Annotated in this window: 17 protein-coding genes and 2 pseudogenes; 4 read left to right on the top strand and 15 right to left on the bottom strand. The window is 65.5% G+C overall.

The features are described from left to right. Window positions 1–89: 89 nt before the first annotated feature. Both JR064_RS15610 and JR064_RS15605 read right to left on the bottom strand, forming a co-directional pair. The gene (locus tag JR064_RS15610; RefSeq protein WP_206230350.1) at window positions 90–2489 is read right to left on the bottom strand and encodes a GH36-type glycosyl hydrolase domain-containing protein; all 2400 of its coding nucleotides are present in this window, start codon (window positions 2487–2489) and stop codon (window positions 90–92) included. Then, window positions 2486–3865, bottom strand: coding sequence for an MFS transporter (locus tag JR064_RS15605; RefSeq protein ID WP_206230349.1), 1380 nt, complete (start codon window positions 3863–3865; stop codon window positions 2486–2488). Before JR064_RS15605 ends, JR064_RS15610 begins: the two co-directional genes overlap by 4 nt. Window positions 3866–4015: 150 nt before the next feature. Between JR064_RS15605 and JR064_RS15600 the strand changes: the two genes are divergently transcribed. After that, complete coding sequence (locus JR064_RS15600; RefSeq protein ID WP_206230348.1) at window positions 4016–4579, top strand: gluconokinase; 564 nt, start codon at window positions 4016–4018, stop codon at window positions 4577–4579. A 393-nt stretch (window positions 4580–4972) separates the two neighbouring features. Here JR064_RS15600 and JR064_RS15595 read toward each other — a convergent pair whose 3' ends face one another. The 5 genes from JR064_RS15595 to JR064_RS15575 form a co-directional block, all read right to left on the bottom strand. Further along, a complete protein-coding gene (locus JR064_RS15595; RefSeq protein ID WP_206230347.1) occupies window positions 4973–5590 on the bottom strand; it encodes a DNA-3-methyladenine glycosylase in 618 nt (205 codons plus the stop codon). A 236-nt stretch (window positions 5591–5826) separates the two neighbouring features. Then, entirely contained in the window at window positions 5827–7974 is a 2148-nt protein-coding gene (locus JR064_RS15590) for a S46 family peptidase (protein ID WP_206230346.1), read from the bottom strand. Between the two features lie 218 nt (window positions 7975–8192). Continuing rightward, window positions 8193–8354, bottom strand: a complete 162-nt coding sequence (locus tag JR064_RS15585; RefSeq protein WP_206230345.1) for a hypothetical protein — start codon at window positions 8352–8354, stop codon at window positions 8193–8195. A 353-nt stretch (window positions 8355–8707) separates the two neighbouring features. Continuing rightward, the gene (locus JR064_RS15580; RefSeq protein ID WP_206230344.1) at window positions 8708–12544 is read right to left on the bottom strand and encodes a translocation/assembly module TamB domain-containing protein; all 3837 of its coding nucleotides are present in this window, start codon (window positions 12542–12544) and stop codon (window positions 8708–8710) included. Next, the gene (locus JR064_RS15575; protein WP_206230343.1) at window positions 12541–14322 is read right to left on the bottom strand and encodes an autotransporter assembly complex protein TamA; all 1782 of its coding nucleotides are present in this window, start codon (window positions 14320–14322) and stop codon (window positions 12541–12543) included. The genes JR064_RS15580 and JR064_RS15575 overlap by 4 nt, the downstream gene beginning before the upstream one ends. A 418-nt stretch (window positions 14323–14740) precedes the next feature. On the opposite strand from JR064_RS15575, the gene JR064_RS15570 reads away from it, so the two are divergent. After that, on the top strand, window positions 14741–15283 hold the full coding sequence (locus tag JR064_RS15570) for a GNAT family N-acetyltransferase (RefSeq protein ID WP_206230342.1): 543 nt from the start codon (window positions 14741–14743) through the stop codon (window positions 15281–15283). 3 nt (window positions 15284–15286) lie between these two features. Continuing rightward, the gene (locus JR064_RS15565; protein ID WP_206230341.1) at window positions 15287–15829 is read left to right on the top strand and encodes a DinB family protein; all 543 of its coding nucleotides are present in this window, start codon (window positions 15287–15289) and stop codon (window positions 15827–15829) included. Window positions 15830–16034: 205 nt separating this feature from the next. On the opposite strand, the gene JR064_RS15560 is transcribed toward JR064_RS15565, so the two are convergent. The 3 genes from JR064_RS15560 to JR064_RS15550 form a co-directional block, all read right to left on the bottom strand. Further along, window positions 16035–16685, bottom strand: coding sequence for a YceH family protein (locus JR064_RS15560; protein ID WP_206230340.1), 651 nt, complete (start codon window positions 16683–16685; stop codon window positions 16035–16037). Between the two features lie 156 nt (window positions 16686–16841). After that, on the bottom strand, window positions 16842–17537 hold the full coding sequence (locus JR064_RS15555; RefSeq protein WP_206230339.1) for a hypothetical protein: 696 nt from the start codon (window positions 17535–17537) through the stop codon (window positions 16842–16844). Between the two features lie 10 nt (window positions 17538–17547). Then, window positions 17548–18150, bottom strand: coding sequence for a hypothetical protein (locus tag JR064_RS15550; protein ID WP_206230338.1), 603 nt, complete (start codon window positions 18148–18150; stop codon window positions 17548–17550). A 429-nt stretch (window positions 18151–18579) separates the two neighbouring features. Here JR064_RS15550 and JR064_RS15545 point away from each other — a divergent pair, with 429 nt between their 5' ends. Then, window positions 18580–19674: an alginate lyase family protein gene (locus JR064_RS15545; RefSeq protein ID WP_241093104.1), complete on the top strand. Its 1095-nt coding sequence runs from the start codon at window positions 18580–18582 to the stop codon at window positions 19672–19674. Window positions 19675–19758: 84 nt separating this feature from the next. Here the strand turns inward: JR064_RS15545 and JR064_RS15540 are convergent, their stop codons facing one another. From JR064_RS15540 to JR064_RS15525, 5 genes and pseudogenes are all read right to left on the bottom strand, one after another. After that, window positions 19759–19941 carry a hypothetical protein gene (locus JR064_RS15540; protein WP_206230337.1) on the bottom strand — a complete coding sequence of 61 codons (183 nt, stop codon included), beginning with the start codon at window positions 19939–19941 and terminating at the stop codon, window positions 19759–19761. A 603-nt stretch (window positions 19942–20544) separates the two neighbouring features. After that, complete coding sequence (locus JR064_RS15535) at window positions 20545–21162, bottom strand: hypothetical protein (protein WP_206230336.1); 618 nt, start codon at window positions 21160–21162, stop codon at window positions 20545–20547. 179 nt (window positions 21163–21341) lie between these two features. Further along, window positions 21342–21545: pseudogene (locus tag JR064_RS15530) on the bottom strand (IS4 family transposase); the annotation flags it as partial. After that, window positions 21522–21673, bottom strand: a pseudogene (locus JR064_RS23405) (S-layer family protein); the annotation flags it as partial. The pseudogenes JR064_RS15530 and JR064_RS23405, both read right to left, overlap by 24 nt. Before the next feature lie 94 nt (window positions 21674–21767). Next, window positions 21768–22280 carry a hypothetical protein gene (locus tag JR064_RS15525; RefSeq protein WP_206230335.1) on the bottom strand — a complete coding sequence of 171 codons (513 nt, stop codon included), beginning with the start codon at window positions 22278–22280 and terminating at the stop codon, window positions 21768–21770.

Raw genomic sequence — 22280 nt, 5'->3', positions numbered from 1 at the left:
GACAGGAGCAGGCATGCCACTGGGCCCAGTGTAGGAGCGGCTTCAGCCGCGACCAGACACCATCCGCAGCCCGATCGCCCGAGCCGCCCTCACCTCTCCGGCAACATCACCTCGACCCGATAACGGCGCCCCGCCTCGATGCCCTCGATCCGCGCCACGTCCAGCACCCGCCCATCCACGCTGACCTGCGGCGCAACACACCCCGCAGCGCGCTGCATGCGCACCTCCAACACCGCTCCGCGAAACCGGCGCTGCACCGTGGCCTGCCTCCAGTGCGACGGCAACTGCGGGCGCACGCACAGCGCCTCGCCCTCGCCTTTCAGCCCGAACAGGCCCTCGATCAGGCAACGGTACATCCACGCCGCGGTGCCGGTATTGAACAACTGGCTGGAACGGCCGGCGGTGCGCGGCAGTTCGCGCCAGGCGCCGCGGTAATAGTTCGGCACGAACACCGGCAACTGGCCGCGCTGCAGGTAGTCGGCCAGGTCCGGCCCCGGGATCATCGCGCGCAACACGCGCCAGGCACGGTCGGCGTCGCCGATCGCGTACAGCGCATGCAGGTAGAACGCGGCGGCGTGGTTGTAGACCGAACCGTTCTCCGCCGAACCCAGATGCTTCTGCGTGAGCCGGCCAACGTCCTCGCGCATCGCGGTATACGGCGGCGCCAGCATGGTCGGCCCGTACGGCGTGTCCAGCTGCGCATCGACCGCCTGCAGCAAACGCTTGCGCTGCTCCGCATCCGCCGTACCCGCGAGCAACGCCCAGCTCTGCGGATTGAGATAGATGCGGCCCTCCGCGTCGTCCTTGATGCCGAAACGCACGCCGTCGTCGGTGATGCCGCGCGCATACCAATCGCCGTCCCACAGTTCGCGGTTGACCGCGGCGTTGACCTCGTCCGCGCCGGAGCGAAACGCCGCTGCCTGCGCCTGGCGGCCATGGCGTTCGCAGAGCGTCGCCCACAGCTGCAGCGCGTAGGCGGTGGCCACCGACAACCAGCCGGACACGCCGCGGCCGCGATAGCCGACCATGTTCATCGGGTCGCACCAATCGCCCTGCGCGATGTAGCTCAGCCCGCGCGCGTCGCGCGCGCCGAGCAGCCAGCGCATCGCCGCGTCCAGCCGTTCGGCGACGCTGGCGCCGTGCCCGTCGGCACCGACCACGACCTCGTCGAGCAGCGCCGCATCGCCGGTCTCGTCCAGGTACGCCGACAGGAACACCGGCAGCCACACGCAATGGTCGGTATGCGGCACCTGGTTGATGTACTTCAGCTCCGCGCCCTCGATCAGCAGGATGCCGTCCGGCATCGCGCCGCTGGCTTCCTGCTGGGACAGCGCATGCAGCAGCGCCGCACGTGCGGTCTGCGGGCGCAGGAAGCTCATGCCCATGTGATCCTGCAGGAAGTTGCGGGTCTGCGGATCGGTGGTCAGGCGGTTGACGTCGCCGTGATAGAACACCTGCCGCGGCAGCCAGTGGTTGACCAGGTTGTCCAGGCACGGATCGGGCGTGGCGATGTGCAGGCAGCCGGCCGCCTCGTTCAAATAGTCGCCGTACGCGGCCGCCGCTTCCGCGAAGCCGGCAGCGGACAGATAGCGCTGCCGCAGCGCAGCGATCTCCGCATCGTCGCGTGCCGGGCCGAACAGGAAACGCAACGTCTGTTCCTGCTGCGGCTGCAGCGTCAGGCAGTACTGCAAGGCTGCGGTGGGCGTTTCGTAGCGCGCATCGCTGCCGCCCAGCCGCGGCTGCAGCACCGCGCTCGGCGCGTGCAGGCCACCCTCGCCTTCGAACGCCGATTGCCGCGCATCCCACGCATCGGGCGCCTGCTCGTGCAGCAGGAAGGTGCAGTCCTTGAAGTCGCGGTTGCGGAAGTAGTCCTCGACCTTCTGGTATGGCGTGACGCTGCGGCAGACGATGCCGCCCAGGTCGGCGCGGTACTCGCCGCTCTGATGCATCCACGACATGTAGCCGACCGGGAAATACGCATACAGCGCGATCCGCCGCGCGCGCCCGTCCAGATTGCGTACCTGGCACTGCCACAGCTCGACCATGTCCTCGACCGGCAACTGCAGGCGCACCTCCACCTCGATCTCGGCGTAACGCACACACCAGGCGATGTCGCGCTTGCCGACCGAGAAACGGAATGCCTGCGGCGTCGCCCGCACCGGTTCGTACGGCACCGAATAGACCGCACCGCTGTCCTCGTCCTTGAGATAGAAGAAACGCCCCGGATGATGCGCGTAGTACGGCTGCTCCGGCTGCATGAAGGTCCTGGCTTCCAGGTTCGGCGCATGCGCGTACTTGGCCGGCTCCGGCTGCATGAACTGCGCGGTGGCGTAGCCGCGGCAGGTGGCCTGGATCATCATCCGCCGGTTCCACAGGAAGCCGCCGGCATTGGGCAGGGCCGTCGCGCTATGCAGCTCGTAGCGTTCGCCGTCGGCGCTGGGCGCCAGCAGATCGGTTGCCTCGCGGGATGCCTCATTGCCAACGCTCATGCGCTTGCCTCCTCCGCGGCGCGCTTGCGCACGGCCAGTTCCTGCTGGATACGCAGCAGTGCCGCATCGTCGAGCGGGTAGAACCGCATCGTCCACGCCGCCAGGAACGCGACCGCGCCGGGGATCACCGTCAGCAGCAGCACGATGCCCAACTGCGAGGCGTCGCTCTGCGCCTGGTTGGCCACATAGCCCATGCCCGCCAGCATCCAGGCGATGCAGGCCGAGGCCAGCGCGCCGCCGAGCTTCTGTGAGAACGTGGCCGCCGAGAACGTCATCGCAGTGGCGCGGCGCCCGGTCTTCCATTCGGTGTAGTCGGCGGTGTCGGCATACATCGAGAACGCCAGCGGCGATTTCGGACCCAGCGCCAGGCCGATCAGCAGGTTGATCGCGAACAGCGCCCAGATCGCCTCGCGCGGAATGAAGAACATCGCGCAGCTGAGTACGCCGACCACCGCCATCAGCCACATCATCAGCCGGCGCTTGTCGCACAACCGGGTCAGCAGCGGCGTGGCCGCCGCGCCCACCGCCAGCGCCACCGAATAGCTGCCCAGGAACCAGCCGGTCAGGTCCGGGCGGCCGACGTAGTACTTGAAGTAGTACACGCCGGCGCCGGCGCGCATGACGATGGTGATCATGATGATCAGCGCCAGCGCGAACAGCACCCGCCATGGCGGATTGCGCAGCAGGTCGGCGATGTCCTGCAGCACCGGCGCGCGCGGCTGCGGCAGCGGCTGCACGCGCTCGCGCGTGGTGGCGAACACGATCGCGAACAGCGCCGCCGCGGCGATGCCGTAGACCAGCATGGTGCGTTGCCAGCCCTGCGCATCGTCGCCGTTGCCGAACCAGCGCACCATGTCCAGCGTGGCGTAGTTGACCAGCGTGGTGCCGGCGAAGGCGGCGATGAAGCGGAAGCTGATCAGCGTGGTGCGCTGCTGGCTGTCGGCGGTGATCACCCCCGACAGCGCCGAATACGGAATGCTGATCACCGTGTACATCAGCATCATCAAGCCGAAGGTGACGTAGGCCCAGACCAGCCGCCCGCCCTGGCCCAGATCCGGCGTGGTGTAGGCCAGCACGCCGCTAGCGGCCATCGGCAGCGCCGCGAACAGCAGATACGGCCGGAACTTGCCCCAACGCGAGCGGGTGCGGTCGGCGATCGCCCCCATCAGCGGATCGGTGACCGCGTCGACCACCTTGGTCAGCAGGATCATCGTGCCTACGGCCGCCGCTGGCAGGCCCATGGTGTCGGTGTAGAAGATCAGCAGGAACGCGGAGATGTTGGCCCAGTAGAAATTGAAGCCCATGTCGCCCATGCCGTAGCCGACCTTCTCGGTCCAGCGCAGCGGGGCATCGGCGCGTTGCGGCGGGGTGGGCATCGGCGATCCTGTCGGGTGGTCATGCGATGATGGAACGGCGCCAGGCACGTTCCGCTGATCGTGGCGTGCCGACGCTACACCACGCTGCGCGCATCGCCAACGCCGACGCGCGCATCATGCCAAACCCCGTGCAAGGTATAACCGCTCGTGATGGACGCGACATCCCAGAATTCCGTGCCGCAGCGCAGCGAAGCCATCGTCGTGATGGGCATTTCCGGCAGCGGCAAGACCAGCGTCGCGCAGGCGCTGGCCGCGCACTATGGCCTCGCGTTCCTGGACGCGGACGACTTCCACAGCGCCGAGGCCAAGGCACAGATGGCGCGCGGCGTGCCGCTCACCGATGCGCAGCGCGTGCCATGGGTGGCGGCGCTGGCGCTGCGCCTGCGCCAATCGATCGATGCCGGCCAAAGCGTCGTGCTTGCCTTTTCCGGATTGCGCCGTGTACACCGACAGCAGCTGCGCGACAGCGGCGTGCCGATGCGTTTCGTGTTCCTGCATGCGGCCGCGCATGTGATCGCCGAACGCCTGGCACGGCGCAGCGGTCACTTCATGCCGCCGGGCCTGTTGCAGAGTCAGATCGATACGCTGGAGCTGCCGCTGGAGGAGCCGGACGTGCTCTCGGTGGACGTGGATGCGCCGTTCGATGCAGTGGTGGCGGATGCGATTGCGCAGCTGGATGCGGTGCCTATCGGTGCGAGCGTCGGCACCGGCTAGTGTGATTCTTCGCCTCGTGCTGTGGCGATCATATCGGGCATCGATGCGGCTTTTACGGTCTCAGGCGATTGACGCGATGACACGTTCGGCAATCCTCATGCGTGTGAAGTTGCCTCAATCGCATTGTCAGCATCGCGGCTGCCATCGGCGGGGCGATCCAGCGCCTGTCGCTGCAGCGACGCACCTGAGCTTTTGTAGGAGGGGCTTTAGCCCCGACAACTTCCCAACTGGAGAGACTTCTCCGCTTCGCTCGTCGCGGCTGAAGCCGCTCCTACAGGGCTCGCGGAGAACTGGGTGTGTGCACTGTGGGAGGGACTTCAGTCCCGACGCCTTTGATCGCGGCCACGCCATCGCACCGCGAGCGTTACGCCTGTGGATGAGGTCCCTCGCTACTCAGCCTTTGCGCACAACCTCGCGCTTCGTTCCCGACGACGACGGCCCCGATACGTTCGGATCGCCAGGCACATACCAACGCCACAACGCCTCCGTAGCCTTGCTGATGCCGATACGCGGCGTGGCGACCGGATCCGCAGGTGGAGGCGTGCCATCCTCACCCAGCCACAGGCGCGAGCTGGCCTGGGTCAGATCCAGCCCGTTGTCCGCACCCGAAGCACCCAGCGCCTTTGCCAGCCGGCCGGGCCCGCGGGTGAGATCGGCGATACGTCCCGCGCCGCGCGCTAACTGCATCGCCTCGATTCCTGCGATCGGCGCCAGCGCACGGATCAGCACCGCATGCCCGGGCGCGCCGCCGCACACCGCGTTGAGCGCCCAATGCATGCCGTAGATGAAGTAGACGTACAGATGGCCGGGCGGCCCGAACATCACTTGCGTGCGCGGGGTCATGCCACGGAACGAATGTGCCGCCGGATCCTCGGCGCCGCAGTACGCCTCGACCTCGACGATGCGACCGCAGCGGCCGTCGTCGGCGATCAGCAGCTTGTTCAACAGTTGCGGCGCCACCAGGTGCGCGTCGCGAGCGTAGAACGTGCGCGGCAGCGGTGTCGGCAACATCGCCACAACCTACCGGGACGCCCGTGAAGAACGTTGCGGCGCGTGCAGATCGGCATGCGCGCCGAAACGCGCGGATCGTAGCGCGCGCACCACGGCACCGCCTGGCCGGCGACGGACCACCGCGCATGGCGCCGCACCCGGATGCACGTTGCTCCATCCAAATGCCGCGCGCCGCACTCCGGCCGCCGGCATCACTGTGGAGCACCAAGCCCGGCACTTGCCGGGCACGGCCTTACTCATTCCGCAGGCAACCGCAGTTCCTGCAGCAACTGCGGCGCCGGATAGACCTTGGCCAGCAACCAGCGCAGGTAGCGCATGTCCACATGGATCGCACGCTTGTAGCGCGGGTCGTACCACCAGCTGGCGCTGACCGCCTCCCAGTTGCTGTCGAAATTCAACCCGATCAGCTCGCCGCGCGCGTTGAGCACCGGCGAACCCGAATTGCCGCCGGTCGTGTCCAGGTTGGTCAGGAAATTCACCGGCTGCGTCTTCAGCTGCGCATCGGCGGTGCTGCCGAAGTCGCCCTTGGCGATCGCATCCAACAGCGGCTTGGGCGCGTCGAACGGCGCCTGCCCGGTGTTCTTCTCGACGATGCCGGCCACCGTGGTCACCGGCGCGAAGCTCACCGCATCGCGCGGCGCCAGCGGCTCGACCCGGCCGTAGCTGACGCGCAGTGTGCTGTTGGCATCCGGATACACCGCCCGCCCCTGCTGCTTGCGCCAGGCGAACAGCGCACGCATGTAGGCCGGACGCAGGCGCAGCTGCTCGCCCTCGCGCGTCTTGCGCTCGTTCTCCAGGCGCAGTTGCGCCGGCACCAGCGCCGCGGCCAGCGTCGTCAGCGGATCGGCCGCCACCGGCTTGCCTTCGCGCGCGGCAGCGAAGCGCAACAGGCGCTCGGCTTCCTCGCCCAGCTTGGTCCCGGCATAGAGCTTGTCCAGGGCCTGCTGCAACTGTGCCGGCGTGCGCCCGAACGCCGCGTCGAATTCAGCCACGCGCTGCGCATCGGGCAACTGCTGGTAGCGCGTCAGCAGCGCACTCAGCAGCGCCTTCTCCACCGCAGGCGAGTAGCGCCGCTGTACCTGCTTCAGCGTGCCCTCGATCAGCGCCTGGTCGCGCTGCTGGTAGCCGGTTTCGCGCTGATCGTCGGGTTTGGCCGACTCCAGCCGCAACCGCTCCAGCGTCAGCGCCGAGCGCAGCAACTGGGTCTGGGTACCGATCAAGGTCAGCAGCAGATCACGCTCACGCAGCGCCGAGGCATCGGCCAGCAGCGCCTGCAAAGCTGCGATGTCGCGCGCATCGTCGCCCTGTGTGGCGGCGAGCATCCCGCGCTCGTCCTCGCCGCGCAGCCGCACCGCATCGCTGCGCTGCATCCCTTCCAGCTCGCCTGCCGCACGCTTGCGATTGTTCTTCAGCGACTGCAGCTGCGCCGCATAGCGCGTACGCGCCTCCGCATCCGCCTTGCCCGCCGCTTCGATGACCGCGATCATCTGGTCATACACCGCCACCCGCTGCGGCAGCGTCCAGTTCACCTGCTCGTCGAACTCCGCCGCCGTGCGATGCCGATAGGTGATGCCCGGATAGCCGGCCAACATCGCGAAGTCCCCGGCCTTCGGCCCCTGCGTGGCGATCTGCAGATGCGCCGGCGGCTGGTAAGGCACATTGTCGGCACTGTAGTCGGCCGGCTTGCCGTCCTTGCCGACATAGGCGCGCAGCAAGGTGAAATCGCCGCTGTGCCGCGGCCAGATGAAATTGTCGATCTCGTCGCCGTAGTTGCCGATCGCCCGCGGCGGCGCATAGACTAGGCGCACATCGCGCAACTCCAGCTGCCGGATCCGATAGAAGTCGGTGCCGTAGTACATGTTGGCGACGCTGCAGCGCACCCCGCCCTCGCGCTCGCAGTCGGCCACGATGCGCTTGCTCGCCGCATCCACCGCATCGTAATAGGCGCGCCCGGTCTTGCCCTTGGCCGGCCCCAGCACGGCGTCGGTGACCTTGTCGAAGCCCACCGTCACCAGCACACGGAAATCCGGATTGGCCGCGCGCTCGTCGCGGCGATCCTTGGCGATGAACCCCTGTTCGATCAGGTTCTCCTTGGCCGAGGTGTTGTACTGGATCACCCCATAGGCCACATGGTGGTTGGTCAGCAGCAAGCCCTCGCCCGACACGAACGCCCCGGTCCCGCCCCCGACCTTCACCACCGCACTTAACGGCGGCTGCGTCACCGTCGCCAGATCGCGCGGATCCCCACGGAAGCCGGCCTCGCGCAGTGGCTTGGCCAGCTCAGGCAATTGGGACGGCATCCACATACCTTCGTCGGCATGGGCGGTCGCAGTGAGGGCGAGGCTAAGCGTGAGCGAAGCGGCAAGTGCGTTGGGTTTGGACATGCGGATGTCATGGCGATGCAGTGACCGTGACCTTAGCCGGGCGTTGCGTTCGCGGCAACCGACCCCGTACTCGTAGCCGCATATGAAACCCGTAGATGGGACCGCTCGTGGATCAGCGCGAGCAAGCTCACCCATCAACCGAACCAAGAGGGCGATATGCACTCTGGAGGTACGGCAGTCGCGCAACCGGATACACGGACGACGAAGTCAAAATCACTTCACGCCTCAAGACCGTTGTCGAATATCTGTTTTTTGTTCTTTTCAACCTTAAAGCCAGCTGCAACAACCGGGAACCGGCGCCCGGAAGAAACAAAAATGGCAACTGACGATCCAGCAACCTCTCTGCCGAGCATGTCTTCCAAGTGTTGAAGCTCATCCAACGTAGGCTCCGCAAGCTCCAGCCCGCGCATGAACCGCGGTAAGGCAAGATATTCAACACCTGTGCAAATTACATCGACATTCCTGGGTTCATCCGTGCTTTGCGGGCTTCGAACAAGCAGCAGCCCATGGCTAACGCGATAGTCCTACAGCTGGAATGTTCTGGTTGCAAAACGTGTTTCGATCATATCACTGAGCTCTAAGTGGCTTGCACAGCGAGCCGGCTCCAACTTCCCGAACTCCGGCTCAGTGCTACCGATCAACTCGTCCTTATAACTCTACTGGGCAAGCCCCGACAGCACACTAATCACCTTCAACACACCGACATCTGAGGCGCAAGCACCAGGAAGGAACCCTACTTCTCCTTCCGCCAATTAAGCGACCCACGATTCTCCACCGTGCTCGATTCCACCTCCGCGTCGAAGCCGCGGCCGAGCAGGTATTTCAGGGTCAAGACCGAACCGCTGCCGATCAGCGACACGCCATAACTGACGTAGAGTTTCGGCGAGAGATATTTGCCGAAACCGACCACCGAGCCGCCGAGGGTGCGCGACTGGCTGACGCCGGCGTCGTCGAAGCCGAGCTTGGCACCGAGTTGCGAGGCGAGGATGCCGCTGCCGGCGGACAGCGCACTGGCCGCGGCGGTGACCTGGTCGGCTTCGTCGCTGCTGGCGTTGCTGAGGCTGCGGCCGAGTACCAGATACGACATCGCTTCGGATTGCGACATCGACGGGTCCGACCACACGTCGGCGCGCGGGGCGGTGGCGCGGCCGGTGACGTCGATGCCGGCGGTGACGTCGCCGACCTTGCGTTGCGCGCGCATGTTGATGCGCGGGTCGGAGACGATGTTGTTGCTCCAGGTCAGCTGGCCGCGGGTGATGGTCAGGTCCTGGCCGTAGGCCTTGTACTGGCCGCTGACGTCCAGGCCGCCGGTGGCGGTCATCTCGCGGCCCTGGCGCGAGCGCACCTGCATGGCGCCGGTCAGCGCGCCCTTCAGGCCGAAGCCGGCCATCTTGACCTGGTCGCCGAGCACCACGCGCAGGTCCATTTCCAGCGGCGAGCTCGGCGCTTCCTCGGGGTCAGCCGGATCCAGCACCACCACGTCCTCGGACACCGAGGTGCCGCGGTCCAGCCGCTCCAGATCGATGTCCGCCGACGGCACGGTGACCTGGCCGTTCAATTTCATGGTCTTGTTGGCGATGCCGAACTGCAGGTCGGGATTGGCCACCGCGCGCAGTTCTGCGGTATTGGACAGCAGCACGTTGGTGCCGCGGATATTCAACTGCAGTGGCGTGGTGTCGCCGTACCACGACAGGCCGCCGTCGACGTTGAGCGTGCCTTCGCCGGATTTGACCGAGGCGACGATGCGCGCCGAGCCGTCCGGCTGCGCGTCGAAGCGGCCCTTGCCTTCGCTCAGGGTCAGGCCCAGCGCCGGCAGTTCGCCGGTGAAGTCGCTGAGCGTGGCGTTGCCGCCCATCGATGGCTGCGAGCGCGTGCCGCGCAGGCTGACGTGGCCTTCGACCAAGCCTTTGGGCCGCACCAGGTCGGGCGAGAACAGCTCCATCCAGTACAGCCGCGACATGTTCATGTAGATCTCGCCGGTGAGCGGCGCGTACGCATCCCAGCCGGTGTCCACGGTGGCGTCGATGAAGCCGTCGCCCTTGAAGCCGACGCCGAGCTTGGAGTGGATGTGCTGGGCGGTGAAGTCGGTGACGAAACTGAACTGGTCGTAGCGCACCAGTTCGCCGCGCGCGTTGTCGCCCAGGCGCAGGCCGCCTTCCGGCGAGGCCAGCCGCAGCGATCCCTGCCAGGCGTTGCCGGCCGGCTTGAAGCTGCCGTCGAGGGTGAGTTCGCCGCGCAGGTAGATCTTGCGGCCGCTGTTGGGCGGCAGCCACGGCTGCACCAGCGACAGCGGCAGCGCGTCGCCGCGCACGGTCAGGCCCTGCTTGGGCCAGTTGGCGGCCAGGCACAGCGCGCCGCCACCGGTCGCGCCGAGGCAGGTGTCGGACAGAGTGAATGCGCTGCCGGCGATGGCGAACGTGGCCGGTTGCCGCAGTTGCCACGGCTCGCCCTTGGCCGGCGCGACCCGCAGCGTATTCAACCCACCCTGCCAGCGCGCGCCGTCGCGGCGCAGTTGCCCGGCGAAGGCGAGCGCGCCCATGTCGTTGTGGGTGTCGGCATCGAGCTGCAGGTTTTCCACCGCGCCGCGCGCATCCACGCGCACTGTCTCGAGCACCACGCCGGCGCTGATCGCGCTGCCGCGCAGCGCCAGTTCGCCGCCACTGCCGCGCCACGGCAGGCGCCCGCGCAGGCTGACGCTGTCGGCGCCGTAGCTGTCCCACTTCAGGCCGTTGCCGGTGAGGTCGGCGGTGAGGTCGGGCGCATCGCGGCGGCCCTTGACCCGCACGCTGCCGCGCAGGCTGCCGGTGGCGCCGGGCAGCAAATCGGCCAGTTGCAGCGGCTGCAGTTGCGCATCGATGTCGAGCTGGTCGCCGACCTTGCCCTGCGCCTGCACGCGGCTGTCGCCCAGCGCCAGTTGCAGCTTGCCTTCGCCCTGTTCGCCCTGCAGCGCGAACTTGCCGTTGGCATCGAGCGGGCGGCTGCGCAGCTTGCCGTTCAAGCGCGGCACGTCGAGGCTGGCCTGGTAGCCGGCGGCGCTGCCGTCGGCATGCGCCGACAACTGCTTGCCCTTGGAGGCGAACTGGCCGGACAGGTTGCCGTCCCAGCCCGGCGCGAAATAGCCGGGATCGAAGCCGGCCAGTTTGGCGTTAACATCCCAACTCAATTCCGGTACCCAGGCCACTTCGCCGCCGAGGTCGAGCGTGCCGCTGGGCATCTTCGCCTGCACCTGCTTGAGCTGCGCGCGCTGGTCGTCGCCGCGCACATCGAGGTGCAGTTCGGCGCTGTCCTTGCCGCGCGATACGGTGGCTTCACCATAGGTGGCCCACTGTTTCAGCGTGCCGGCCAGGCCGAGATTGGCGTCGACCAGTTTGATCGGCACGGCCGGCGCGTCCGGCGTGGACGGATCCGGGGCGGTGGCGAAATTCAGGCCGCTGGCGTTGACCGAGAAGCGGAACGTGGCGTTGTCCGGATCGCGGAAGTCGGCGGTGCCGCGCAGCCGCGCCTGGCCGTCGAAGGCGCGCAGTTGCAGCGGCGCGACGGTGAGCACCTGGTTGTCCAGGCGCACGTTGGACGGGTCCAGCGTCAGCTTCTGCGCGCCGTATGCGAGCTGGCCCTGCAGCTTGGCGTCGCCGCCCTTGCCGGAGGCGCTCAGGTCGAACGCGATCGGCTCGCTGGCGGGGGCCGCGGCGGCGCCGGGCGGCACGAACAGCGACGGGTCCAGCGCCTTGCTGCTCGCCGCGAACTGCCAGGTGGGATCGGTGCGGCCGGTGAACACCAGGGTGGCGCGCAACGGTGCCGGCGCGTTGCCGGCGATCGCCACTTCCATCTTGTCCAGGTTGCCGCGCGCGATCAGGCCCAGCCGCGCCGGCGTGCGTCCGCGCGCAGCCGGCAATACCGCACTCGCGGTGAGATTGGCCTTGTAGTCCTGCGCCGGCACGTAATCGCCATCGACGCGGAAGTCGCCGCGGTCACTGGTCACGACCAGGCGCTTCGCGCGAAATTCGCCGTTGGCCACTTCGATGCCGCCATGCAGCGTGTGGATATCGATCATCGGCTGCTGCGCCTGGGTGATGCGCAGTCCGTTGATCAGGATGCGATCGGCCTGCAGCGCCAGCGGCACTTCGATCTGCGGCAGCGACTGCGGCCAGCTCGGCAGCTCGAACGGCTCGTCGCTCTTGGCCAGGTTGAGCGTGGCGTTCTTCAGTTGCAGCGTGTCGAGTTGCAGCTTGCGCCCGAGCAGCGGGCGGATGTCCGGATCCAGGTAGGCGCGCTCGGCGGTGAAGTGGATCTGGTCGTAGCGGAAATCCAGGTTGTACAGGATCAGCGGGCCGGCCAGGGGGCCCTCGGCGCGCTCCCAGGTCAGCGAGGATCCGGCCGGCAGCCGCGCCACCACCTGCGCCAGCAGCACGTCGCGCCCGGCCACCGTCTGCAGCAGCCAGTACACCGCCAGCAAGGCCAGCAAACCCAGCCCGGCGATGGTCAGTCCCGAACCCCACCAGAAGCGCTTGCGCCGGTAGAAGCGCGGGCGCCGCGGCGGCGGCGCGGGCGTGGCGGGGCCGGTCGCGCTCACAGGTTGGCTCCGATGTTGAGATAGAGCTGGAACTGCGAGTCCGGATCGTTCAAGCCGTGCGCGATGTCCACCCGCACCGGTCCCACCGGCGAACGCCAGCGCACGCCGAAACCGACGCCGGTGTGCCAGTCCGGGGTGTCGTCGAAGGCGCTGCCGCTGTCGACGAACACCGCGCCGCCCCACGGGCCGCCCTTGAAGTAGTGCTCGTACTCGGCGCTGCCGGTGAGCACGTGCTTGGCGCCGAGCGCGAAGCGGTCCGGCTTGGGGGTGCGCGGGCCGACTTCGCGGAACGCGTAGCCACGAATGCTGTTGTCGCCACCGGCGAAGAAGCGCAGGCTCGGCGGCATCGCCACCAGCGCGTTGGTCCAGGTGCTGCCGGCTTCGCCGCGCAGGAGCAGGCGGCTGTTGTCGCCCAGTCCCTGGAACCAGCTCAGGCGCATGTGCGCCTGGGTGAAGCTGGCGTCCGAGCCCAGCCCTTCGGCGCCTGCACGCAGGCTGAGGTTGCCGCTGAAGCCCTTGCGCGGAAACACTTTGTCGTCCACGCCCACGTAGTCGGCTTCGATCTGCGGATAGACCAGCGTGGAATACTGGTACAGCGCGTTGTCGAACACCTCGTCGGTGGCGTAGCGCCAGCGCTCGCGCAGCGCATTGAGCGAGGCGATCGCGGTCCAGTGCTCGTTGATCTCGCCGCTGCGGCTGCCGGTGAGCTTGAGGTTGCGCAGGTCGATGTAGTCGGTCTGCTCGTCGTAGGCGCGCATCGAGGCGGTGTACCAGCCGTCGAGCCAGCGGAACGCCGGCACCCGGTAACTGGTGATCAGGCTCTTGCGCTTCTGCGCGTAGTCCAGCTGGGTGCTGAGCTTGTGCCCGCGCGCGTTGACGTAGCGGCGGTCCACGCCCAGGCGCACGCCGGCGCCGCTCTCGCTGCCGTAGCTGATGCCGCTTGTGTAGATGCTGCGCTTGGCGCGGGTCAGGTTCACATCGACCGGCACGTTGCCGTCGGCGTCGGCCTCTTCGGGCTTGGGCTGGATGTCGACGGTGCTGAAATAGTCCAGCTTGACCAGCGACTCGCGCAGCCGGTCGAGCTTGCCCTCGTGGTAGTAGCTGCCTTCGTCCCAGTACACCAGCGGATCGAACAGATCCTGGTTGAAATAGTCCTGATGGAAGCGGATCGCGCCCATGTTGTAGCGGCGCCCGCTGTCCCAGCTCAGGTCGATGTCGGCGGCATGGTCGGCGCGGGTCACCTCGACCCGGCGCTGGGTGAAGTCGGCATCGAAGTAGCCGCGCTCGGCCAGGCGCCGGGTGATGGTGACCTTGCTGGTCTCGTAGGTGGTGTGGTCGAAGACCTCGTCGGCCTTGGGATGGAACTTCTGCAGGTCCTCGCCCAGGTAGCTGTCGTCCTCGGCCGGCCCGGTGATGCCCACATGGAAGTTGCGCACCCGCACCGGCTCGCCCTTGTCCACGTGCAGGGTGACGGTCAGCTTGTCGTCGTTGCGCGGCGCCTCGACGGTGATGGTCGGGGTGTAGTAGCCGAACGGCTCCAGCGCCTGCCGGGTCTGCCGCTCGGCCTGGCTCAGCAGGTACTCCAGGCGCGATTCGCCCTGGACCTTGCCGATGGCCTGGTACAGCGACAGCGAGACTTCGATGTTCTCGATCATCGCCGCGTCGTCGTCCTTGTCCAGGCCTTGTATCTGGACTTTTTCAATCGTGCCGCGCGCCTGGACGAGGCCGGCCAGCGACAGCAAGGACAAGAGCAGGGCGAGGCGGGGGATGGATCGCATGGGCGCCAGAATACCGACACACCGTGTGAAGCTGTTAACTAGACGTTGGCTTGCATCTGTCGGCAAGGTCGCGTAAGCGCTTGGTGGGAGGTCGTTGCCGTGGTCCTGTGCGGCATCGGCGACCGCGTCGGCGGCGGCTCCCTTGTCATTGCAGCATGGTCCGGGACGCGCGCCTGAGTGCGCCACGTGCGCTGCCGGATGCCATCCTGCGCGGCGGTGAGAGGCCGCGCTCGCCGCTACCTGCGCATCGGCGGCGCTGCCAGCGCGCCATAGGGGCCGACGAGCGGGCAGCAGACGACGTGCTCCTTCGCGCGGCCAAACCGTACAAGCGCCGAATGCCCGCGCCCACCCCTGCAGCTTGCCAATCCGCACAGGCCGCGCCACGCTTGCGCGATCGTCATCCCCGCAAGGACGTGCAGTGTCCACCGTGATCGAAACCGCGCGCCTGCGCCTGCGCTTGCTGGAGCCGGACCGCGACGCCGCCGCGATGCTGGCGTTGCTCAACGACCCTGGCTTCCTGGCCCATATCGGCGACCGCGGCGTGCGCGACGAGACCCAGGCGCGCCGCTACCTCGCCGACGGCGCGGTGCTCAGCTACGCCCAGAACGGCTTTGGCCTGTATGCCGTGGAACGCCGCGACGACGGCGCCTGGCTCGGCGTGGCCGGCCTGGTACTGCGCCCCACCCTGCCCTGTCCGGACCTGGGCTACGCCCTGTTGCAGCCTTACGCAGGCCACGGCTATGCCAGCGAAGCCGCGCGCGCTGTCCTGGCGTACGCGCAAGGCACCCTGGCGCTGCCGCGTCTGTGCGCGATCGTGGCGCCGGACAACGCGCGCTCGACACGGCTGCTGGAAGCGCTGGGCTTCGCTGCGCAGGGCCGCATGCGGATCGCCGCGGATGCGCACGAGGTCGAGCTGTACGCACGCGACCTGTCTGCCTCGAACGAACGACCGGGAGCTTGAACCGTGGATGCCCTGGAAGCGCTGCAGTTGCTGGCGCGCTACAACCGATGGATGAACGAGCGCCTGTATGCGGCCGCGGCGACCCTGCCGGAACAGGCGGTCGCGCAGCCGCGCGGTGCCTTCTTCGGCTCGCTGCTGGGCACGCTCAACCACCTGGTGGTGGCCGATACGATCTGGCTGCAGCGCTTCGCCCAGCATCCGGCCCAGTACCCGGCATTGAGCGCGATCGCCGCCGCTCCGACCCCCGCCGCGCTCGACGCAGCGCAGGCCACGACCCTGGCTGCGCTATTGACCAAACGCCAGGCGCTGGACGCCACCATCGCCACCTGGATGGCACAGGTGAGCGCCGCGGACCTGGACATCACGCTGCACTACCGCAACACCCGCGGCGACACCCATCGCCGGCGCTTCGGCGATGTGCTGCTGCATTTCTTCAATCACCAGACCCACCACCGCGGCCAGGCCACCACCCTGCTCAGCCAGGCCGGCGCGGAGGTGGGGGTGACCGATCTGCTGATGTTGATTCCGCAGATGGAGATCGAATGAGATCGATGCAGTCGGCAGCGCGATAATCGTACGCGCCAGCCGCAATGGAGACAGCAAGACCCGAGCGCCCAACGTCGCCGCGCGGCTGGAAGAAACCACTCGCGGCATCGCCTTCGGCGAGTCGCTGACACGGCCATGATGCCGAAGACTCTCTAGCGACGCGCGCCAGCGCACGGCCGCGACAGCCTCCTGCTGAACAACGGCGCTATGCCGTATCGCCCTGCGCCTGCGATGCGGCGACGATCTCGCGCAGCTCCGCCACCTCGGCTTCCAGCGCCTGCACCCGCGCTTCCAGCTCGTCGTTGCCGGACGCGGCCGGGCGCACCTTGAACGATGCCGCCAACGCCTCCGCATCGATCGGCCCGCCGAGCAGATGCATGTAGCGGTCCTCGCGCTGGCCGCTGGCGCGCGGCAACTGCACCACCAACTGGCGCTGCGCCAGGCGCTCCAACTGGTGCCGCACGTCCTCGGCATCGGCGAACCGCGCCATGCGCTCGGACCGCGCCAGCAGCTCGTTTGCCGTCTGCGGGCCGCGCAGCAACAGCAGCCCGATCAGGATCACCTGCTGCTGGGTCAGATCCAATGCCGCTGCCAAGCGATGCTCATAGCGCACCGCGCGCGACGAGAACTGCTGCCGCGCCAACCCGTACCCTTCCAACTGGCGAAGTGCATGCTGCACATCGCCCGGACTCAGCGACAGCACCGGCTCGCGCGAGGTCTTCTGGTTGGCCGCCACCACCGTCGCGTTGACCGTGAGCGGATACGCATCCGGCGTGGTGGCCTCTTTTTCGATCAGGCAGCCCAGCGCACGAGCTTCGACGGCGGAGAGGACGGGGTGTACGGAAGTGTCGGTCATCGTGCTCGGCATCCAGGCAATGGCGTGCAGCATAGCGCCGAACCGCGATCGGTTCGCCTGCAACGCACGGAGCCGGTCTGCGCTAGCCGCCATCCCGGCAATGGCGGCCCTGCCGACAAGTGCGGCGCCGGCAACGTCGATGCAGCGACAGCAGGGCTACTGCTGCGTTACCGCCACGCTCTCGGCTGTGTGGAACAGTTCGGGAAAGCTCTGCGCGAACTCGGCGGCGCATTGTTCGGAGAGCTCATCGGCCCGCCGCTTGACCTTGGCGTAGTCGTCGGCCTCCCAGTCGGCAATTGGCAACTCAATGACGCCCGGATTGCAACGCTGCGTCACCGACGCCTGACGTACGCCGCCCACATCCGCAGGCCGCGCCTGCATGCTGACCGCAAAGCGCAGTTCGTACGGCGTGTCCGCATCTCCCAGCGACTTGTAAACGAGCAACCAGTCCTCGGCCTTCACCTTGAACATCGCTGGCGGCAGATCCTGCGGATGCGCGGCGGCATACGCATGCAAGCTCTTTTCCAGCGCAGCCGGCAGCGTACTCAGCGCAGGATCGACGATGGCCTCGTTGGGGTCGCCGAGCAGATCCTCCTTCTTGAATCCCGTCACTACCTGTCCACTCATGGCGCCGAACACGCCCTGCATGACCTTCACGCTTGTCATCTTGGCGGTGTGCGAGCGCCGGACTACACGCAAGCCGCGCGTTTTCGAGTCGGTGCTGGCGAGCACGGTCAATGGGGTCTGCACCGGCTCGACGAAGGCGGCCTTCTTGCCGGTACTGGCGCAACCGACCAACGCAGGCACCACGGCGGCGACAGCGACCCCATACATCCATATTTTCAATGACACGGAACGTTCCTTATTGTTGCTGTTCGGCGGGACATGTGGGCGAACGACTGGGCACCGAACGCCGATCGATCCGACCGTCGGCGTCTTTGACGAGCGCATAGATATCCAGGCTGCACCCGCCGGACGCGGTGTTCAGGACGGCTTCGTAGTCCTGCCCGGCTTGCGGCACGAACGTCCCTGCGGCGATACAGGTGGGACCATGGCCGATCGGGCGATTGCAGACCATCCGATAGCCGGGCGGCGCAGGCGGACACGGTGCGGCAGGCGCCGACGCGCCGGCGTCGAATGACAGCACGACCGGCTGCTCGGAACGAACATAGAGTTCAAGCGAGCGCTTCGGTGTATCGCTCAAGCGCGGCATCTGCAGGTTCCGATGCGCAGTCAACGGAGAGAACGCAACCCGTCCGAAGCCGGGTACATGGCCGCGATTGCAGGTGGTGCCCGGATAGATCACGGCGTTGTCGGTCGCGTCCAGCAGACGCAGGCGCGTGCGCTCGCCGTCGGTAGGCTCGTCGTAGAGGAAGAGTTGCGGGGCGTTCTTGACGATGGCGCAAGAAGCGGTCGTCGCGGCAAGCGACACCAGGCACAGCCACGAGAGTTTTCTACCGACCATGGATCGATCCTTCCTTGGAATTTCAATAGGGGATGTTTGTGCAGGCGGAACAGGAAGACCGCATCGCTGGAATGCGGTGTGCCGTGCTGCGAAGCGAGCGATCGGCGACGAAACGAAATCCCCTGACAGCGATTCGGCGCTGCTGCATTGTCTTGCGCTGCAGGCAGCTCCGCCATCCGAGCATCTCCGACGCACTGTCGGGATAGTCCTGACAACGCAGGCTAGCGATACCCTGTCGTCCGCATCTTCGCGCGCTATGTTCAACCGCTGTCGATGGTGATGGTCGGCTTCGGCCTGGTGCATCCACACACGGACGTGGTCAACGCGCGCCGCATTCGCACGCTCGCGCCTGAAGCCATGTCCGGTTCATGCCGCGGGGCATAGATTCGCCAAAATCGTGAGTCGCCGCCGTCGCACGGAGTGCCTTCTATGTCTTTCGCCGGGTTGCGAGCTAGCCTCGCCATAGCCGTCCTCGTCCTGTCGCCATGCGCGCCGGCCGCTGCGATACAGCGCCTTTGGCCGACCGAGCAGCAATGGCGCCAACTCGGCACCGGCAACGACGCGGCTGCCGCACAACTGCGCCTGGCCAACGCCGCGCTGCACGATACCGCGCACCCTATCGCCGTGCTGAGCACCGCCGGCCGGCTGAAAGGCGACCCCGTCAAGGCAAGCACCGAAGCCAGCTTGGGCGACATGCGCAAGATCCAGGCACTGGCCGTGGCCTATGCCCTGACCGGCGAGGAACGCTATGCGACGAAAGCCGGCGACTATCTAGGACGATGGGCCGCAGTGAACCAGCCTACCGGCCAACCCATCGACGAGACGGGCCTGGAGCCGGCGATCTTTGCCTATCGCATCGTCAGGAAATCGCTGCCGACCGGCACCCGCGATGACGTCGACGACTGGATGCGGCGCATTGCGCGCGCCGAGATCGCGTCGCGCGATCCCAAGCGCAAGACCGCCACCAACAACTGGCATAGCCATCGCCTGAAGACCGTCGGCCTGATCGGCATCGCGCTGGACGACGACGCATTGATCGCCTACGCCAGGGATGGCTTCAAGCAACAGATCGGCGACAACCTGCGACCGGACGGTCAGAGCATCGACTTCATCGAGCGCGATGCGCTGTCCTACCATGTCTATGACCTGCGCCCCCTGGTGACGCTCGCCTTGGCGTTCTCCGAGCGTGGCGACGACCTGTATCACTGGCAGGCGCGCAACGGCGCCTCGCTCGCGCGCAGCGTGCAATGGCTGCTGCCCTACCTCCGCGGCGACAAGACCCATGCCGAATTCGTCGGCAGCGACGTCGCCTTCGACAAGGCCCGCTCGCGCAACGGCGAAGCGGGCCATGTGGTCGGCAGTGCCTACGCTCCGCGCGATGCATTGCCGTTGCTGTCGTTGACGGCCGCCTACGATCCCGACAGCGCCCGTCTGGCCACCCAGCTCGGTAGCAGCACGGCGGACCTGCGCCTGGCTTTGAGCTTGCTGCCGACGCGGCCGTCGAATGCGGAGCAGAAACGCTAGTAGATCGCGCGGCTGCTCAGGCCGTAATACCCTAGAGACCGCAGGCATGCCGCTCACGTTCTACGTGACAGAATCTAGTTCGCCCTATTTACAGCGAATATCGAATTCTTTATCTGTCTCCAACTCAGTCTTGAAACCAAAAATAAGCCCGACCTCAAGCAACTTTACCGCCAGCTTACCTGATAAATTGAATGGATATTTATCCAATAGACACACTATATTTTCATAAGCCAAACTGTACTCTCCCGCATCATCAATCCACCCCATCATTTGATCCATTTGATCCGAATATGACATCCCGCAATTGGGAAAATGAACCGCAACGCCAGGCTGGTTGATTAACTCAGAAACTATTAAATTTAGATTTTTTCTATTAGATTACAATTATTTTTCATGACTTAGGATTCTCTGGAGTATTAGCAGATATCCAGTAACGATTCTGCAGAAACGGAGTCAGAGTGCACTTTTTCTCTCCCATCAGTTTAACTTCGGCTACCGATCTATCCCGCAGCGGGCCTGCATGATGGCTAAGTTGACGCTCAATGGCAGTACGAAAGCGGTCGTTGCCCAGCGCATGTCGCGCCGCGGCTTGAGACGGATGGCAGCTGTCTCGTCCATAGCGGCGACCTAGCGAATGCATCAGCGCTGACGTCGTACCGGCTTGCTGGCTGGTGAGTAGCAAGTGCACATGCTTGGTCATCAAAACATACGAATGCACGGCAATTCTGAGCTTGAGCGAAAATTCGCGCAGATCCGCAGGTCGAGTAAGCGCCTGAGTTTCGGTTGGGAAAGTACACTCTGACCCTGGTTCCCGGAAACCAATGCCGGCGTTCGCACATGCCGGTTGGCACACCCGGCAGCAAAGCGGCCCTATTCGTCGCTACATTCCTGCGCGTCTTTGAGTTCGACCGGAGCTAGCGCTACGCCGTCGCTGGTTTCGCTAATCCTGGAGATGGTGAGATGGCAGTACTGGCGCGAGAGATCCAGGGCGACCTCGTAGTCCTGGCCCTTTTCGGGGACAAAGGACACGCCGAAATCGTCGCAGCCGCGCGAAATGCCGTTTGGCGAAGTAAAGTAGGGCGATGAGCCTGTGGTTTCATAATACGAAGCGTGGATGGCGATGGGCTCGCCGGCGGTGATGGCGTATTCGCGATAAAACGCCTTGGCCAAGATGCCGTTGCGCTGTTTGAGGTTGGTGACATTGGGGGTGACCGGCATTCCCAGGGAAATGTTCTTCTTGCTGCCGAAGGCACCGCCGAAGCCGCTGCTGGAGGGCGTTTCGCTTTCAGCATCACCGCCGTAGCACATGGTGTTGCGATAGAACTCCAGGCCAATCACGGCCTGCCCAAAAAAGCGGATCCGCGCCTGGTTATCGGGGTTGACCCGTGCCTGCTCGTCCTCGTCCTCGTCGTCGTCGGCTATGGCCGCGGCTGGACAAGCTGCAGCGAAAGATGCGGTCAGCAGAAAAAGCTTGGGTAGTAGTTCCATTCTGACCTCGTCGTGACTTGAAGTAGCGATAGCGGCTGCGGGCCGAGATTCTGAAGCTGTTTGATCGTCCGACAACGGTCGCGTTGCTCTGGGAAACTACGCCTTTCCAAGGGGCCATGTGCCGCCAGCGCACGTTTGCGCCGTGAAACATGATCAGAATGGAGGCATCCCCACGTTTTTCATGAAGGGGCAACCATCTGGTCGAGGACGTGTTCCGGAAGTTCTCGCAGTCGCTGCAGCAACCTCCAGACCGGCTCCATGGGCCAGCTTCGGGCCAGCGCCTCCCTCCCCACGCGCAGGTTCGGGTACAGCTTGCGCCGCCGTTTGGCCGGATACAGCCATTGATCGATCCCGGTGGCCTCACAGCCCAGACCGGCCAGCCACTGGTCGCTGCTGATGAAGTTGTCGTATTGACGAAGCGCGGATCGGTCTCGATCAAATAGCGGCGACCGGGGCCGGCGTTGCGGTTGGCGTTGACGCAGCCCAGGCCTTTGGCGGCGCGGCCCAGTGCGTTGGCGCCGAGCACCTGCAGCGAATTTCCAAACGGTTGTTTCCTCTGGCCCCGTTATTAGATAAAACTAATAGCTTGAATTTACCCAAAACACCTACTCATCTTTGAATTTAAGAGGAATTAGTGACTTATTCGCCCATGAAACATTGTTTTTTTTAAATAGACCTTCAAGCTCTTCTCTAAACTTATCGAGGCATTCGTTATCGCTCACATCCCTGCCCGCAAAACATCTTTTAAAAATCGATTCTCCAAAATCAGTTGAAACCAGCTGAGGTTCAAGCCAAACCCCCATATCCAAAGCATGTTGCCTAGACATTCCCTCAACGGAAGTTGATTTTTTATTTTTGTCGACGCTGGCTAATTTTTCAAAATAGTCATCAATACTTTTAAACCCAGCATCCGCCACCCAGTCGTCAGGAAAAAATTCTACTAACCCACACTTAATAAACCGATAAATCATGTCTACCGATAGTTGCTGAGAGGATGCAGAACACACAGGATACTCATCAAGCCCCGTGCCATCCATCCCAAAAAATATAACCGGCATTTCGCTGAGAATAAGCACATCCATAATAATTGCCAGCTCTTTAACAATCTCTTTTTTCAT

Source organism: Xanthomonas bonasiae (assembly GCF_017163705.1).
Classification (GTDB): domain Bacteria; phylum Pseudomonadota; class Gammaproteobacteria; order Xanthomonadales; family Xanthomonadaceae; genus Xanthomonas_A; species Xanthomonas_A bonasiae.
Note: the sequence above shows the minus strand (reverse complement) of the source record. Positions and strands in the feature narration are given on the sequence as shown.

Excerpts from the sequence above, each read along its gene's own strand:
- JR064_RS15545 (WP_241093104.1), top strand. The coding sequence starts at position 18,580 with ATGTCTTTCGCCGGGTTGCGAGCTAGCCTCGCCATAGCCGTCCTCGTC.
- JR064_RS15575 (WP_206230343.1), bottom strand. The coding sequence starts at position 14,322 with ATGCGATCCATCCCCCGCCTCGCCCTGCTCTTGTCCTTGCTGTCGCTG.
- JR064_RS15550 (WP_206230338.1), bottom strand. The coding sequence starts at position 18,150 with ATGGTCGGTAGAAAACTCTCGTGGCTGTGCCTGGTGTCGCTTGCCGCG.
- JR064_RS15600 (WP_206230348.1), top strand. The coding sequence starts at position 4,016 with ATGGACGCGACATCCCAGAATTCCGTGCCGCAGCGCAGCGAAGCCATC.
- JR064_RS15540 (WP_206230337.1), bottom strand. The coding sequence starts at position 19,941 with ATGGGGTGGATTGATGATGCGGGAGAGTACAGTTTGGCTTATGAAAAT.
- JR064_RS15605 (WP_206230349.1), bottom strand. The coding sequence starts at position 3,865 with ATGCCCACCCCGCCGCAACGCGCCGATGCCCCGCTGCGCTGGACCGAG.
- JR064_RS15525 (WP_206230335.1), bottom strand. The coding sequence starts at position 22,280 with ATGAAAAAAGAGATTGTTAAAGAGCTGGCAATTATTATGGATGTGCTT.
- JR064_RS15610 (WP_206230350.1), bottom strand. The coding sequence starts at position 2,489 with ATGAGCGTTGGCAATGAGGCATCCCGCGAGGCAACCGATCTGCTGGCG.
- JR064_RS15590 (WP_206230346.1), bottom strand. The coding sequence starts at position 7,974 with ATGTCCAAACCCAACGCACTTGCCGCTTCGCTCACGCTTAGCCTCGCC.
- JR064_RS15535 (WP_206230336.1), bottom strand. The coding sequence starts at position 21,162 with ATGGAACTACTACCCAAGCTTTTTCTGCTGACCGCATCTTTCGCTGCA.
- JR064_RS15595 (WP_206230347.1), bottom strand. The coding sequence starts at position 5,590 with ATGTTGCCGACACCGCTGCCGCGCACGTTCTACGCTCGCGACGCGCAC.
- JR064_RS15560 (WP_206230340.1), bottom strand. The coding sequence starts at position 16,685 with ATGACCGACACTTCCGTACACCCCGTCCTCTCCGCCGTCGAAGCTCGT.